General features: G+C 71.1%; 12 protein-coding genes and 1 tRNA gene. 6 read left to right on the top strand and 7 right to left on the bottom strand.

What is annotated here, in order from left to right; genetic code table 11:
• Nucleotides 1-7: 7 nt before the first annotated feature.
• Genes EEY80_RS06040 through EEY80_RS06050 form a run of 3 tightly spaced genes read right to left on the bottom strand, consistent with a single transcriptional unit; the run spans nucleotide 8 to nucleotide 2,273 of the window.
• Complete coding sequence (locus EEY80_RS06040; RefSeq protein ID WP_126975682.1) at nucleotides 8-724, bottom strand: PIG-L deacetylase family protein; 717 nt, start codon at nucleotides 722-724, stop codon at nucleotides 8-10.
• The gene (locus EEY80_RS06045) at nucleotides 721-1,659 is read right to left on the bottom strand and encodes a methionyl-tRNA formyltransferase (protein ID WP_126975683.1); all 939 of its coding nucleotides are present in this window, start codon (nucleotides 1,657-1,659) and stop codon (nucleotides 721-723) included. The genes EEY80_RS06040 and EEY80_RS06045 overlap by 4 nt, the downstream gene beginning before the upstream one ends.
• Nucleotides 1,656-2,273, bottom strand: coding sequence for a sugar transferase (locus EEY80_RS06050; RefSeq protein ID WP_126975684.1), 618 nt, complete (start codon nucleotides 2,271-2,273; stop codon nucleotides 1,656-1,658). Before EEY80_RS06050 ends, EEY80_RS06045 begins: the two co-directional genes overlap by 4 nt.
• Nucleotides 2,274-2,631: 358 nt before the next feature.
• Here EEY80_RS06050 and EEY80_RS06055 point away from each other — a divergent pair, with 358 nt between their 5' ends.
• Entirely contained in the window at nucleotides 2,632-4,629 is a 1,998-nt protein-coding gene (locus EEY80_RS06055; RefSeq protein WP_164738163.1) for a polysaccharide biosynthesis tyrosine autokinase, read from the top strand.
• Nucleotides 4,630-4,662: 33 nt separating this feature from the next.
• Here EEY80_RS06055 and EEY80_RS06060 read toward each other — a convergent pair whose 3' ends face one another.
• Nucleotides 4,663-6,000, bottom strand: a complete 1,338-nt coding sequence (locus EEY80_RS06060; RefSeq protein ID WP_235829728.1) for an MFS transporter — start codon at nucleotides 5,998-6,000, stop codon at nucleotides 4,663-4,665.
• A gap of 246 nt (nucleotides 6,001-6,246) precedes the next feature.
• Here EEY80_RS06060 and cyoA point away from each other — a divergent pair, with 246 nt between their 5' ends.
• From cyoA to EEY80_RS06085, 5 genes are read left to right on the top strand one after another with little or no spacing between them, the layout of a single operon-like run.
• Nucleotides 6,247-7,497, top strand: coding sequence for a ubiquinol oxidase subunit II (cyoA, locus tag EEY80_RS06065; protein ID WP_205749039.1), 1,251 nt, complete (start codon nucleotides 6,247-6,249; stop codon nucleotides 7,495-7,497).
• A gap of 11 nt (nucleotides 7,498-7,508) precedes the next feature.
• Nucleotides 7,509-9,512 carry a cytochrome o ubiquinol oxidase subunit I gene (gene cyoB, locus EEY80_RS06070; RefSeq protein ID WP_126975686.1) on the top strand — a complete coding sequence of 668 codons (2,004 nt, stop codon included), beginning with the start codon at nucleotides 7,509-7,511 and terminating at the stop codon, nucleotides 9,510-9,512.
• Nucleotide 9,513: 1 nt separating this feature from the next.
• On the top strand, nucleotides 9,514-10,131 hold the full coding sequence (cyoC, locus tag EEY80_RS06075) for a cytochrome o ubiquinol oxidase subunit III (RefSeq protein ID WP_126975687.1): 618 nt from the start codon (nucleotides 9,514-9,516) through the stop codon (nucleotides 10,129-10,131).
• Entirely contained in the window at nucleotides 10,131-10,556 is a 426-nt protein-coding gene (cyoD, locus tag EEY80_RS06080; RefSeq protein WP_126975688.1) for a cytochrome o ubiquinol oxidase subunit IV, read from the top strand. The genes cyoC and cyoD overlap by 1 nt, the downstream gene beginning before the upstream one ends.
• A gap of 11 nt (nucleotides 10,557-10,567) precedes the next feature.
• Entirely contained in the window at nucleotides 10,568-11,338 is a 771-nt protein-coding gene (locus EEY80_RS06085; RefSeq protein WP_126975689.1) for an SURF1 family protein, read from the top strand.
• 57 nt (nucleotides 11,339-11,395) lie between these two features.
• Here EEY80_RS06085 and EEY80_RS06090 read toward each other — a convergent pair.
• The 3 genes from EEY80_RS06090 to EEY80_RS06100 form a co-directional block, all read right to left on the bottom strand.
• A tRNA-Thr gene (locus EEY80_RS06090) sits at nucleotides 11,396-11,471 on the bottom strand.
• 59 nt (nucleotides 11,472-11,530) lie between these two features.
• Complete coding sequence (locus EEY80_RS06095) at nucleotides 11,531-12,037, bottom strand: gluconokinase (RefSeq protein WP_126975690.1); 507 nt, start codon at nucleotides 12,035-12,037, stop codon at nucleotides 11,531-11,533.
• A complete protein-coding gene (locus EEY80_RS06100; RefSeq protein ID WP_126975691.1) occupies nucleotides 12,034-13,713 on the bottom strand; it encodes an ABC transporter permease in 1,680 nt (559 codons plus the stop codon). Before EEY80_RS06100 ends, EEY80_RS06095 begins: the two co-directional genes overlap by 4 nt.
• Nucleotides 13,714-13,754: the final 41 nt, after the last annotated feature.

A 13,754-nucleotide genomic window follows, 5' to 3' on the forward strand; every position in this document is an offset into this window, starting at 1 on the left:
ATCCTCCTCAGATCACCGAACGGACAAGGTAGAAGGCTTCCGCCGCCGCCCGGTGCACCGTCGCCCCCCGCAGCGTGGCCAGCGCGCGCAGCGTCTCGACCGAGCGCTCATGCGGGGCCGGGCGCACCTGGCTGGCAAACAGGCGGAAGGCGGCGAGCTTGACCTCCAGCGTCGCGGTGATGTCGACATGAAGGTTCGGCAGGAAGGCCGGCGTCAGATGCGGCGCGTTCCAGTTGGTTTCCGACAGCGTCTCGTAGGTGGCGATGGCGGCGGGATAGTCGGCCTGATGCGGGCGGCTGGCGACCAGCGTGGACAGGAAGGTCAGCTGGTGGTCCATGTGGATGTCGCCCGGATGCGGCGCCAGCACCAGCGCGGGCGCGAGCCGGCGCATCAGCTCGCCCAGTCCCGCGTTCAGGTCGGCATGGGGATGTTCGGCCAGTTCGGCGGCGGGAAATCCCAGCCAGTGGGTTGCCGCCACCCCGAGCGCCGCATGGGCCTGCGCCGCCTCCTCGCGCACCCGCGCCACGCCCGCCGCGTCGAAGCGGGGCGGCCGGCCCGAGGTGACGACGGCCACATGCACCGGATGCCCGGCCCGGGCCAGCCGGGCGATGGTGCCGCCCGCGCCCAGCACCTCGTCATCCGGGTGCGGCGCCACCACCAGCACCGGGCTGCCGGGGGGACCGGCGAGGGGGAAGGCAGCGGGCAGGTCGGGCGCATCGGTCATCTGGCGTCTCCGGCCGGTCGGCCCAGCATGTCGTGAAGGCGGGGGTTCGCGCTGGCCCCGGCATCGGCGGGATGCCAGTCCAGCACGTCGATGCAGGCGCCGTCGCCGCAGGCCACGGTGAAGCCCCGCCCCTCCAGCGCCTGCACCTGCCCGGGGATGCCGATGTAATAGCCGCCGCGCGGGGTCAGCCGCGCCCCGGTCAGCACGATCCGCGCCCCCCCCGGCAGATGGGTGAAGGCGCCGGGATAGGGCGGCCCTGCGGCCCGGATCAGCCGCGCGACCGCGTCCGCCGGGGAATGCCAGTCGATGCGCCCGTCCTCGGGCCCCCGCCGGGCGCAGAGCGTGGCGCGGCTGTCGTCCTGCGGCCGGCGCGGCAATTCGCCCGACGCCAGCCGGGACACGAGGTCGGGCAGCATCGCCGCCAACGCCCCCACCGCCTTGTCATAGAGGCTGCGCGCGGTTTCCGCCGCGGGGTCGAGCGGGAACAGCCGCTGCGCCGCGATGTCGCCGGTATCCGCGCCCTCGCCCAGCCAGAACAGCGTCGCGCCGCCATCGGTCTCGCCCCGCAGGATCGTCCAGGGGATCACCGCCCGGCCCCGCAGCCGCGGCAGCGCCGAGGGGTGGAAGCCGATGCAGCCGAGCCGGGGGATCGCGCGGAAGCGCGGGCCGCAGAGCTGCGACCAGCCGATGACCAGCACCAGGTCGGGCGCCAGCGCGGCAATGGCCTCGCAGGTCTCGTCGGCGTCGCTGCGCCGGGTCAGGTGCAGCGGGATGCCGTGCCGCGCGGCCAGCGGCGCGAGATCGGCATAGTCGGAGTGCCGGTGCGCGAGGTCGGGCGGCAGCGTCACCACCAGCGCCGGCGGCAGCCCCGCCGCGCAGAGCGCGTCCAGCCCCACGCGCGAGCCCTCCACCGCGCCGACGAAGACCGTCCTCATGCCAGCCCCGCCGCGACGGGTGGGCCGCTGCATTCGGCCCACCGCGCCGCCGCCGCGATCCGGTCCGCCCGCCGCCGTTCGCCGAAGGCCGCGACGGCGATGGTCTCGCCGAGGATCCGCAGGTCCAGAGCCAGCGACCGGTGCGCGACATACCACAGGTCGAGGTCCAGCTTTTCCGCATCGGTCAGCGCGGTGTTGCCGCTGACCTGCGCCCAGCCGGTCAGGCCGGGGCGGACGCTGCCGCGCAGCCGGCCCCTGGCCCCGAACCCCTCCACCGTCTGCGGCAGCAGCGGGCGCGGCCCCACCAGCGCCATGTCGCCGCGCAGGATGGCGAAGAGCTGCGGCAATTCGTCCAGCCGCAGTGCCCGCATCGCCCGCCCCGCCCGGGTCAGGCGCAGCGCGTCGGGCAGCAGCCGGCCCCCGGCATCGCGGGCATCGGTCATGCTGCGGAACTTGACGATGCGGAAGGGCCGCCCGCCCCGGCCCGCCCGGACCTGGCCGAAGAAGACCGGAGTCCCCAGCAGCGCCCGCGTCGCCAGCCAGACGACCGGCAGCAGCGCCAGCCAGACCGGCGCCGCGATCAGCACCACAAAGATTTCAAGAAGACGGTTCATGGGCAATTCGGGGGCGGTTCATCGGGTAATTCGGGGGCGGCCATGTCGGAATTCCACCCGGATCGTGAAAACGGCGAATTGAGGGACTCGCCGGTCGGTCCGGCCGGCGAAAGGCAAGGCGCAAAACGGACGAATGGACGGTAGCCCCTGAACGGAAGGGCCGATGGCGAATGGAAGCGTTGACGAATTGTTAATGGCAGCTTGCCCCAAAAACCAATTCAATTCAACATTCATACTCGCGACATGGTGGCGGGCCCGAGTCGGACCGGAGCGCGGAGTCCGGCGGCCGCAGGCGCCGCGGCGATTGGACGAGAGTGATTTCAACCCCTGTTTGCGGGTGGTATTGTCGATGAATGCGATGGATGACGCGGTCCAGCCGGGCAGGCGCGACATGCGGGCCCATGGGCTGGATTACGCGATGACCGGTCTGGCCGAACCGCCCCGGGGCGATCTCGCCCGGCTGGTGCGCTTCCTGCGCGACAACCTGCTGCTGATCGCGGCGATGGTCGTGCTGTCGGTCGCCATCGCCCATGTCGTGGTCAGTCGGCTGCCCAAGAGCTATGCCGCCCGCGCGACCATCGTGCTCGACTATGTCGACACGCGCATCGACCCGGCCAGCGGCGACATCGTCACCACGCCGCTGTCGCCGATGCAGGTCGAGACCGAGATGGACGTCGCCCGCTCGCGCGGCTTCGCCCGCAGCGTGGTGGACCGGCTGGACCTCGGGCAGGATGCCTACCTGAACCCCTTCCTCGCCGATGACGACCCGGCGACGCCCTCGGCCGAGGAGCAGCTGGAGGCGGTGGTGACCCGGCTGCTGCAGAACTACCAGATGTCCCGCCGGGGCGAGAGCCTCGCGCTCGACATCGTGGCGACCCATGCCGACCGCGACCAGGCGGCGCACATCGCCAATGCCGTCGCCGACATCTACATCGAGCGCAAGCTGGAGGAGCGGCGCGAGGATGTCAGCCGCTCGCTGGTCTACCTGCAGGAGCGGGTGCAGGAACTGGCCGCCGCGCTGGTCGACAGCGAAAGCAGCGTCGCGGCCTTCATCCGCGACAACGAGCTGGACCGCAGCGGCTATTCCGAACAGCTGCGCACCGAGATCGAGCGCGCGCGCTCGCTGCTGGCACTGGCGGGGGCCGGGACGGCGGCGGCGACCCCGGCCCCGGCCGAGGGGCAGGCGGGGTCCGTCCTGTCGCCCGAGGCACAGGCGCAGACCGAGGCACAGGCGCAGACCGCCGACCTGGCCGCCGAAGCGGCCGCGCTGGAGACGCAGCTGCGCGAACGCACCCGCAACGAACTGACGCTGGTCAACATGCAGCGCGCGCTGGACGCGGAGACGCTGCGATATCAGGCCTTCGTCGAGCGGCGCAACAGTCTGGAAACGCAGGTGGACATCATCGCGCCGGGGGTGCGGCAGATCACCACCGCCGAACCGCCCCTGGCCCCCTACCGCCCCGACCGCCGGCTGGGGCTGGCGGCGGGGCTGGTGCTGGGACTGGTGGCGGGGCTGCTCGTGGCCTTCCTGCGCGACATGTCCGCCAGCCGCGTCACCGAACCCGGCGAGGCCGAGATCGCCGCCGGCATGCCGATGCTGGCCGGGATTCCGGTGCTGCGGCGGCGCAAGACGGACGGGCCGCGCGGGCTGGTCCGGCATCTGTCGGACAATTCCCGCACACCCTATCACGAGGCGCTGCGGGTGCTGCTGACCGGCATCCTGAACCGGGTGGACGGCGTCGCGCCCGCGCCGGGCAGTTCTGCCCCCGCGCCGATCATCGCCGTGACCTCGGCCCAGTCGGGCGACGGCAAGTCGACGCTGGCGCTGTCGCTGGGAATCGTCGCCGCGCAGGAACATCAGCGCGTGCTGCTGATCGATTTCGACCTGCAGCGGCAGGGGCTGGCGGCGCTGGCCGGAGCCAAGCCCAGCGAGCAGATCCCCGAGATCGTGCTGCGCAACCCGGCGGACCTGACCCGGCATGTGGCGCGGAACTTCGTGGCGCCGGGGGTGGACCTGCTGACCTTCCGCCGGGGCGCGCTGGTGCCGCGCAACATCCGCACCCTGCCGCAATATGTCGAGAGCTTCCAGACGCTGCGCCAGGCCTATGACCTCGTGATCCTCGACACGCCGCCCCTGCTGGCGGCGGACGAGGCGAGCCGGCTGGCGGCGCTGGCGGATGTGGCAGTGCTGGTCGCGCGGTGGCGGCGGACCACCGGCCATGCCCTGCGCGGGGCGGCGACGATCCTGATGGCCAGCAAGGCGAATGTCGCGGGCTGCGTGCTGAACGGGGTCGATCCGGCGCGCGACCGGTCGATGGCGGGACAGGGCTACTACGCCTATTCGGGCGGGGCCTGACGCCCGGCCCCCGCCCGGCCGTTCGGACCTCGTTCAGACTTCCTCGCGCATGCCCTGGCCCTGCCCCCGCACCAGCAGCAGCGCCACCAGCGTCGCCACCGCGCCCGACAGCAGGTACAGGCCCGCCGCCCACAGGCCCAGCCAGTTCGACAGGAACAGCGCCGTCACCGGGGCAAAGCCCGCGCCGAACATCCAGGACAGGGACGATACCAGCGCCGAGGCGGTGTAGCGGTTGCGCTGCGCGAAGATGTCGGCCACCGCCCCCGAGGACACGGCCAGCCCGAAGCCGAGGATGGCGAAGCCCACAAGCATATAGACCAGCTCGCCCTCGCGCCCCGCCGCCAGCAGCACCGGCGCGAGGATGGCGAAGAGCGCGATTGCCGCCGCGCTGATGCCGAGGATGCGCTTGCGGCCCATCCGGTCCGCCAACAGCCCCCCCGCCACCATCGTCGCCAGCAGCAGGACCGAGCCCGCCGCCTCGTTGACCAGGAAGTCTTCCAGCGTCCGGTCGGTATAGAGGAAGACCCAGGACAGCGGGAAGATCGTCACCATGTGGAACATCGCGAAGGTTCCGAGCGGCACGAAAACCGCCAGCACGATCTTGCGCCCGTCCTCGGCCAGCGTCTGCCGCAGGCCCGAGGGCGCGAGTTCGTTGCGGTCGAGCAGTTCGGCGATCTCGGGCGCGGCGACGATGCGCAGCCGCGCGAACAGCGCCACCACGTTCAGCGAGAAGGCGACGAAGAACGGATACCGCCAGCCCCAGTCGAGGAAATCCGCCTCCGAGACATGGGCGAGCAGATAGGCGAAGACCAGCGTGGCGATGGCAAGGCCGATGGGCGCGCCAAGCTGCGGCACCATCGCGTAGAAGCCGCGGCGACGCCGGCCGGCGCTGACCGACAGGAGCGGCGCCAGCCCGTCCCAGGCCCCGCCGACCGCGAGGCCCTGACCGATGCGCAGGACGGCGATCGCCGCCACCGCCCACCAGCCCGCGCTGTCGAATCCGGGCACCAGACCCATGCCGACGGTGCTGACCCCCAGCAGGAACAGCGCCAGCGTCAGCTTCGGCAGCCGGCCGAGGCGGCGGTCCAGCAGGGTGAAGGCGACGGTGCCGAGCGGGCGCACGACGAAGGCCAGCGCCAGCAGCCCGAACGAGGCCAGCACCCCTTCCAGCGGCGAGAGGAAGGGAAACAGCCGCGCCGGGAACACGATCACCGCCGCGATGGCGAAGACGAAGAAATCGAAGAACTCCGACGTGCGACCGATGATCACACCGACGGCGATGTCGGAGGGCGATACCTCGTGGCCCGGCGCCTCCAGCGCATCGCGGCTGGCGGTCGCTTCCGGGCTTTTCTCGTCAAGGCTGCGTTCCATCTGGGCGGGTCCGGCTGTTGTGGGAATGATGCTTTAGTGACGCGACAGATGCATCAACTCCCGCCTCGCATGGCGGGCGGCGCAGCGGACAGAAGACAAGTTGCCGCATGTTTGTCGCGGCGCGGCGGCCTTAACCGGAGTTCCAGACTCGGATTATCGCGGTGGAATCGCGCCCTGGCCCCCCTGGCTGCCCTGGCCGACCCGCCGCGTTCACGACAGCTCGGTGTTCAAGACAGGTTGGTCACGATGCAAGACAAGACCCCCGGTTCCGGCCCGCTGCGCCGCATCCTCTGGCTGCTGCCGGCGATGGCGCTGGCCGGCTGCAAGTTCGAAGTGCTGGCCCCCACCGGCGACGTGGCGGCGCAGCAGCGCGACCTGCTGGTGCAGGCGACGGTGCTGATGTCGCTGATCATCGTGCCGGTGCTGCTGCTGACGGGGTTCTTCGCCTGGCGCTACCGGGCGTCGAACACCAGGGCGACCTACAGCCCGGAATGGGCACATTCCACCAAGCTGGAGCTGGCGATCTGGGCCTTCCCGGTGCTGATCGTCGTGGCGCTCGGCACGCTGACCTGGGTGGGCACCCACCTGACCGATCCCTACCGCCCGCTGGACCGCATCGCGAAGGATACGCCGCTGGAGGCCGACCATACGCCCTTCGAGGTGCAGGTGGTGGCGCTCGACTGGAAATGGCTGTTCATCTATCCCGAACAGGGCGTCGCCTCGGTCAACGAGCTGGCGGTGCCGGTGGACCGGCCGATCCGGTTCCGCCTGACCGCCTCGTCGGTGATGAACGCCTTCTACATCCCCTCGATGGCCGGGATGATCTATGCCATGCCGGGGATGGAGACGACGCTGAACGGCGTCTTCAACGAGGAGGGCGAGTTCCGGGGCCTTGCCTCGCACTATTCCGGCTGGGGTTTTTCGGGGATGAAGTTCACCGCCCACGCGCTGGCCCCCGATGCCTTCGACGACTGGGTGGCGGCGGCGCGCGAGGGCGAGGGCCGGCTGGACCGCGCGGCCTACCTGGACCTCGAGGAGCCGACCGAGAACGTGCCGCCGATGACCTATGCCGCGGTGGAACCGGAACTGTTCGACCGCGCGGTGAACATGTGCGTCGAAGAGGGCAAGATGTGCATGGCCGAGATGATGGCGCTCGACGCAGGGGGCGGCACCGGGCTCAACGGCACGATCAACATGGCGGCGCTGACCCGGGACGAGGCCGCGAAACGCGGGGCCCGCGCACCGGTGCTGGGATGGGAACCGTTCCAGGTCGCGGGCTACTGCACGCCCGAAGAGGAAAGCCGCATGTTCGGCCAGCGCCCGGCCTGGGCCGCGGCGCCCCCCCGTGACGCCTCTCCGCTGCGCGGCGCGGGCCTGCCCCGGCCCGGGACGGCCCCCGGTCTGACATCGCCCGGCTTCTGGTCGCGCCCCGGCCTCGATCTTGCCGCGCTGCTGCCCCCCGCGGGCGACGCCGCCGCCGCTGCCCCCAACCTCTGACGGAACCGGACATGGCCGAATTCGACAACAGCACGACGCTGCTTCTGGGGCGTCTCAACCTCAGCGCCGTTCCGAAGGAACCGATCGTCCTCGTCACCGCGGTGGTGGTGGCCATCGGCGGCCTCGGCCTGCTGGCGCTGCTGACCCGCCGCCGGCTGTGGGGCTATCTCTGGTCCGAGTGGTTCACCAGCGTCGATCACAAGAAGATCGGGATCATGTACATGATCCTCGGCTTCGTCATGCTGCTGCGCGGCTTTGCCGATGCGCTGATGATGCGGCTGCAGCAGGTCTGGGCCTTCGGCGGCAGCGAGGGCTATCTGAATGCCCACCACTATGACCAGATCTTCACCGCCCATGGCGTGATCATGATCTTCTTCGTGGCGATGCCCTTCATCACCGGGCTGATGAACTACGTGGTGCCGCTGCAGATCGGGGCGCGGGACGTGTCCTTCCCCTTCCTGAACAACTTCTCGTTCTGGATGACGACGGGCGGTGCGGTGCTGATCATGGCCTCGCTGTTCGTGGGGGAATTCGCGCAGACGGGATGGCTGGCCTTCCCGCCGCTGTCGGGCGCGGGGTTCAGCCCCTGGGTCGGCGTCGACTATTACATCTGGGGCCTGCAGATCGCCGGCGTCGGCACCACGCTGTCGGGGATCAACCTGCTGGTGACCATCGTCAAGATGCGCGCCCCGGGCATGACGCTGATGCGGATGCCGATCTTCACCTGGACCTCGCTCTGCGCCAACATCCTGATCGTGGCCTCCTTCCCGATCCTGACGATGACGCTGATCCTGCTGACGCTGGACCGCTATGTCGGCACCAACTTCTTCACCAGCGAGCTCGGCGGCAATGCCATGCTCTATGTCAACCTGATCTGGATCTGGGGCCATCCCGAGGTCTATATCCTGATCCTGCCGCTGTTCGGAGTGTTCTCCGAGGTCACCGCCACCTTCTCGGGCAAGCGGCTGTTCGGCTATTCCTCGATGGTCTATGCGACCGTCTGCATCACCATCCTCAGCTATATCGTCTGGCTGCACCACTTCTTCACGATGGGCTCGGGCGCCTCGGTCAACGCCTTCTTCGGCATCACCACGATGATCATCTCGGTCCCGACCGGGGCGAAGATCTTCAACTGGCTCTTCACCATCTATCAGGGCCGGGTGCGCTATGAACTGCCGATGATGTGGACGGTGGCCTTCATGATCACCTTCACGGTCGGGGGCATGACCGGCGTGCTGCTGGCGGTGCCGCCGGCGGATTTCGTGCTGCACAACTCGCTGTTCCTGGTCGCGCATTTCCACAACGTCATCATCGGCGGCGTGGTCTTCGGCACCTTCGCGGGCATCGCCTACTGGTGGCCCAAGGCCTTCGGCTTCACGCTGGACGTGTTCTGGGGCAAGGTCAGCTTCTGGTGCTGGCTCGCCGGCTACTGGCTGGCCTTCACGCCGCTCTACGTGCTGGGGCTGATGGGGGTGACGCGGCGCACGCGGGTCTTCGACGACCCCGACCTGCGGATCTGGTTCGTGCTGGCGGCGCTCGGCGCGGTGCTGGTCGCCCTCGGCATCGCCGCGATGATCGTCCAGTTCGCCGTGTCGATCCGCAACCGGCATCGCAACCGCGACCTGACCGGCGACCCCTGGGACGGGCGGACGCTGGAATGGGCGACCTCCTCGCCCCCCGCGCCCTACAACTTCGCCTTCACGCCGCTGGTGCACGGGCTCGACGCCTGGTCCAGCATGAAGCTGGCCGACCAGCAGCGACCGGACGCGCCCTTCCTGCCGATCCACATGCCGCGGCCGACCGGATCGGGCGTGATCCTCTCGGCCCTCGCCACCCTCTGCGGCTTTGCGATGGTCTGGTGGATCTGGTGGCTGGCGGCGCTGTCCTTCGCGGCGCTGGTGGGCTACGCGATCCGGCACACCTTCGACTATGACCGCGACCATCACATCCCGGTCGAGGAGGTCGCCCGCTGCGAGGCCGCGCGCGACCGGCAACTGGCACTGGCGGAGGCCTGAGATGACCACGGCAACCGAAACCGCCGACCTGCCCCACTGGCAGACCGAGCCGCATCACCACGAAGAGGGCGCCTCGACGACGCTCGGCTTCTGGATCTACCTGATGAGCGACTGCCTGATGTTCGCGGTGCTCTTCGCCTGCTTCGGCGTGCTCGGCGGCAGCTATGCCGCGGGGCCGGGGCCGCAGGATCTGTTCGATCTGGAACTGGTGGCGCTGAACACGGGCTTCCTGCTGCTGTCCTCGATCACCTTCGGCTTCGCCATGCTGTCGGCGCAGGCGGGCCGCAAGGGGCCGGCGCTTGGCTGGCTGGCGGTGACGCTGGCCTTCGGGCTCGCCTTCCTCGCGGTCGAGCTCTACGAGTTCCACCACCTGATCCATCTGGGCGCGGGGCCGCAGCGGTCGGCCTTCCTGTCGTCGTTCTTCGCGCTGGTGGGCACGCACGGGCTGCATGTCGCCTTCGGCTCGATCTGGCTGGTGACGCTGATGGTGCAGATCCGCCAGCACGGGCTCGGCCCCGCCAACCTGCGCCGGATGACCTGCCTCAGCATGTTCTGGCACTTCCTCGACGTCATCTGGATCGGCGTCTTCACCCTCGTCTATCTGCTGGGGACCGTCTGATGAGCGCCTCGCACCACCCCCACCCTCACCCCCGCCCCGGCGATCTCGACCGCGAGCCCGGCCCGGCCGGCGCCCATGCCGGCGGCCATGACCATGGCAGCTATCGCAGCTATGCCACGGGCTTCGGCCTGTCGGTGATCCTGACCGCCATCCCCTTCTGGCTGGTGATGGGCGAGGTGCTGGAGGGCCGCGGCCTGACCATCGCCCTCGTGCTGGCCTGCGCGCTGGCGCAGGTTCTGGTGCACATGGTCTATTTCCTGCATCTCAACACCCGGTCGGACGAGGGCTGGAACTTCGTCGCCACGATCTTCACCATCATCGTGGTGGTGATCATGATGGCGGGCTCGCTGTGGGTCATGCACAACATGAACGCCAACATGATGCCACAGATGGATCACGAGGCCGTCACCGGCTTCGGATCCTGAAAGGCAGGCGGATGACCGCAGCGGAAGGTCCGCGCCGGCCAGGACCGGTGTTCATGGCCGCGGGGGCGCTGGCGGTGCTGGCGCTGGTCGCGCTCGGCATCTGGCAGGTGCAGCGGCTGGCCTGGAAGACCGCGCTGATCGCGCGGGGGGAGGCGGGGCTGGTCGCGCCCCCCGCCGCCGCGCCGGGACCGCAGGACTGGGCCGCGCTGACCGCCGCCGACGAGTACCGGCGGCTGAGCGTCACCGGCCGCTATCTGCCCGGACCGCAGCCTCTGGTCCGGGCGGTCACCCGCCTCGGGTCGGGCTATTGGGTGATGACCCCCCTGCGCGAGGCCGGCGGCTGGACGGTGCTGGTCAATCGCGGCTTCGTGCCCGAGGCGATGCGCGATGCCGTCCCCGCCCCGCCCGAGGGGCCGGTGACGGTGGAGGGGCTGCTGCGCCACAGCCAGCCGGGCGGCGGCTTCCTGCGCGCCAACGACCCCGCGGCGGACCGCTGGTTTTCGCGCGACGCGGCGGCGCTGGCGGCGGCGCTGGACCTGCCCCCGCCGGTCGCACCGTGGTTCCTCGACGCCGGGACGCCGGGGGCTGCGACACAGGGTCCGGGGGCCGAGGTCCCGGCGGGCGAGGTCCGTGCGGGCGACCCCGTGCCCGGGCTGACGGTGGTGCGCTTCGCCAACAGCCACCTGTCCTATGCGCTGACCTGGTTCACGCTGGCGGCGGGCCTGGCAGGGATGCTGGTCTGGCTGCGCCTGCGCCGGCCGCAGGGGGCCGATCCGCGCTGACGCCGGCCTGACCTGTGGTGTCTGGTCTGTGGTGTTTGGCCTGTGGTGTCTGGCCTGTGGTGCCCCCAGACGGACTCGAACCGCCGACCCCCTGATTACAAATCAGACGCTCTACCAGCTGAGCTATGGAGGCATGGGTCCGGGCATAGCTTTCGGGCGGCGGCCATGCAAGCCCCCGCGGCCCGCGGCGCCCTACCCCGCCAGCAGGTCCAGCGCCCGGGCCAGAACCTGCGCCGGGCCGGGGCTGCCGTCGAGAAGATGGCAATCCGCCTCGTCCGGCGCCGGGGGTTCCCAGGTCGCCAGTTGGCTCGCCAGCAGCGCGGGCGGCATGAAATGGCCGCGGCGGGCAGCGATGCGGCGGCGCAGTTCGGCCTCGGGCACCGCGAGGCAGAGGAAGGCCAGCGGCCCCGCCGCCAGCCGCAGCCGGTCGCGATAGCCGCGCTTCAGCGCCGAACAGGCCAGCACCGCATCTGCCCCCGCCTGCCGGTCCCGCGCCAGTTCCGCCCCGAGCGCCGCGAGCCACCCCGCCCGCATCGCATCGTCGAGCGGCCGGCCCGCCGCCATCGCCGCGCGGTTCTCCGGCGGGTGGAAATCGTCGCCCTCGACGAAGCGGGCGCCCAGCCTGTCGGCCAGCGCCCGGCCCAGCAGGGTCTTGCCGCTGGCCGAGACCCCGGCGACCACGATCCGCCGCCCGCTCATGCCCGCGTCTCGCGCAGGTTGGTCCGGGCGAGCAGCGCCACCGCCGCCAGCCCCACCGCGATCACCAGCAGCGCCGCGGGCGAGGCGTCGCCGAGATTCTCGAGGCTCGCCTTCTCATGCGCGCGGGTGGCGAGCGTTTCGTAGTTGAAGGGGCGCAGCAGCATCGTCGCCGGCAGTTCCTTGACGCAATCGACGAAGACCAGCAGCAGCGCGGACCCGACCGTCCCCCGCATCAGCGGCAGATGCACCGCGCGCAGGGCACCCGCCGCGGTCCGGCCCAGCGACCGGGCGGCCATCGGCAGCGAGGGCGGCACCCGGTCGAAGCCCGCATCCGCCGCCCCCTGGCCGATGGCGAAGAAGCGCACCACATAGGCGAGGATCACCGCGAAGGCGGTGCCGGTCAGCATCAGCCCCGGGTCGTCGCCCGTCACCGCCAGCCACAGGTCGGCCAGCCGGTGGTCCAGCGCGGCGAGCGGGATCAGCAGCCCCACCGCCAGCACCGCCCCCGGCGCGGCATAGCCGATCCCGGTCAGCGGCAGCAGCCGGCGCAGCCCGGCATGGCCGCCGATCCGCAGCCCGTAGACCAGCATCAGCGCGGCGCCGACCGTGGCCAGCGCCGCGAGCCCGCCCGTGGTCAGCGTATGCGCCAGCGCCCGGGCCAGACCGGGCGACAGCCAGGCCTCGGGATTGGCCAGCGCCTGCGCCGCCATCACCCCCACCGGCAGCGCGAAACCGGCGAGGAAGGGGATCAGGCACAGCGCCGTCGCGGCCCAGCCCCGCGCCCCGGTCAGCCGCGCCCGCCGCCAGGGCCGCGACTGCCGGGCCGACTGGTGAAAGCGCAGCCGCCGCCGGGCATGGCGTTCCAGCGCCAGCAGCGCCAGCACCATGCCGAGGATCAGGCAGGCGATCTGCGCCGCGCCGCCGGCATTGCCCATCTCCAGCCAGGTGGTGAAGATGCCGGTGGTCAGCGTCTGCACCGCGAAGAAGCTGACGACGCCGTAGTCGGCGACCGTCTCCATCATCACGATGGCGGTGCCGACCGCGATGGCGGGCCGGGCCAGGGGCAGGCCCACGCGCAGGAACAGCGCGACGGGACCGGTGCCGAGCGCGCGCGCCACCTCATAGGCGCCGCCCGGCTGTTCGCGAAACGCCGCCCGCGCCAGCAGGTAGACATAGGGGTACAGCGCCGCCGCCAGCACCACCGCCGCCCCGCCCCGGGTCTTGATCGCCGGGAACCAGTAGTCGCGGGCGCCGGTCCAGCCGAAGGCCTCGCGCAGCGCGCCCTGCACCGGCCCCGAGTATTCGAGGAAATCGACCAGCGCATAGGCCCCGACATAGGCCGGCACCGCCAGCGGCAGCAGCAGCAGCCATTCGATGACGGCAGCGCCCGGAAAGCGGTACATCGCCACCAGCCAGGCCGCGCCCGTCCCTGCCGCCGCGGCCAGCGCCCCGGTGCCGAGCGCGAGGATCGCGGTATTGGCCAGATAGCGGGGCAGCGTGGTGGCCAGCAGATGCGGCCAGATGTTCTCGGTCGGGTTCAGCGCCAGCCAGACCACCGACAGCACCGGCAGCGCCACCAGCGCGGCGACGGCCAGCGCCGCCGCGGACCAGAGCGCCCCGCCCGGCACCCGCGCCTCCTGCCGCCTGAGCGGTGCCGCCCCAGCCCCTGCCCGCATGCGCCCCCCCGCGTTCGCGACCGCTCCGCGCCGGCTTCCGC

This window comes from Frigidibacter oleivorans (genome assembly GCF_003993775.1).
Lineage (GTDB): Bacteria > Pseudomonadota > Alphaproteobacteria > Rhodobacterales > Rhodobacteraceae > Frigidibacter > Frigidibacter oleivorans.

Coding starts and splice junctions, on each gene's coding strand:
- EEY80_RS06040 (WP_126975682.1), bottom strand. CDS start 724: ATGACCGATGCGCCCGACCTGCCCGCTGCCTTCCCCCTCGCCGGTCCC.
- EEY80_RS06045 (WP_126975683.1), bottom strand. CDS start 1,659: ATGAGGACGGTCTTCGTCGGCGCGGTGGAGGGCTCGCGCGTGGGGCTG.
- EEY80_RS06050 (WP_126975684.1), bottom strand. CDS start 2,273: ATGAACCGTCTTCTTGAAATCTTTGTGGTGCTGATCGCGGCGCCGGTC.
- EEY80_RS06055 (WP_164738163.1), top strand. CDS start 2,632: ATGGATGACGCGGTCCAGCCGGGCAGGCGCGACATGCGGGCCCATGGG.
- EEY80_RS06060 (WP_235829728.1), bottom strand. CDS start 6,000: ATGGAACGCAGCCTTGACGAGAAAAGCCCGGAAGCGACCGCCAGCCGC.
- cyoA (WP_205749039.1), top strand. CDS start 6,247: ATGCAAGACAAGACCCCCGGTTCCGGCCCGCTGCGCCGCATCCTCTGG.
- cyoB (WP_126975686.1), top strand. CDS start 7,509: ATGGCCGAATTCGACAACAGCACGACGCTGCTTCTGGGGCGTCTCAAC.
- cyoC (WP_126975687.1), top strand. CDS start 9,514: ATGACCACGGCAACCGAAACCGCCGACCTGCCCCACTGGCAGACCGAG.
- cyoD (WP_126975688.1), top strand. CDS start 10,131: ATGAGCGCCTCGCACCACCCCCACCCTCACCCCCGCCCCGGCGATCTC.
- EEY80_RS06085 (WP_126975689.1), top strand. CDS start 10,568: ATGACCGCAGCGGAAGGTCCGCGCCGGCCAGGACCGGTGTTCATGGCC.
- EEY80_RS06095 (WP_126975690.1), bottom strand. CDS start 12,037: ATGAGCGGGCGGCGGATCGTGGTCGCCGGGGTCTCGGCCAGCGGCAAG.
- EEY80_RS06100 (WP_126975691.1), bottom strand. CDS start 13,713: ATGCGGGCAGGGGCTGGGGCGGCACCGCTCAGGCGGCAGGAGGCGCGG.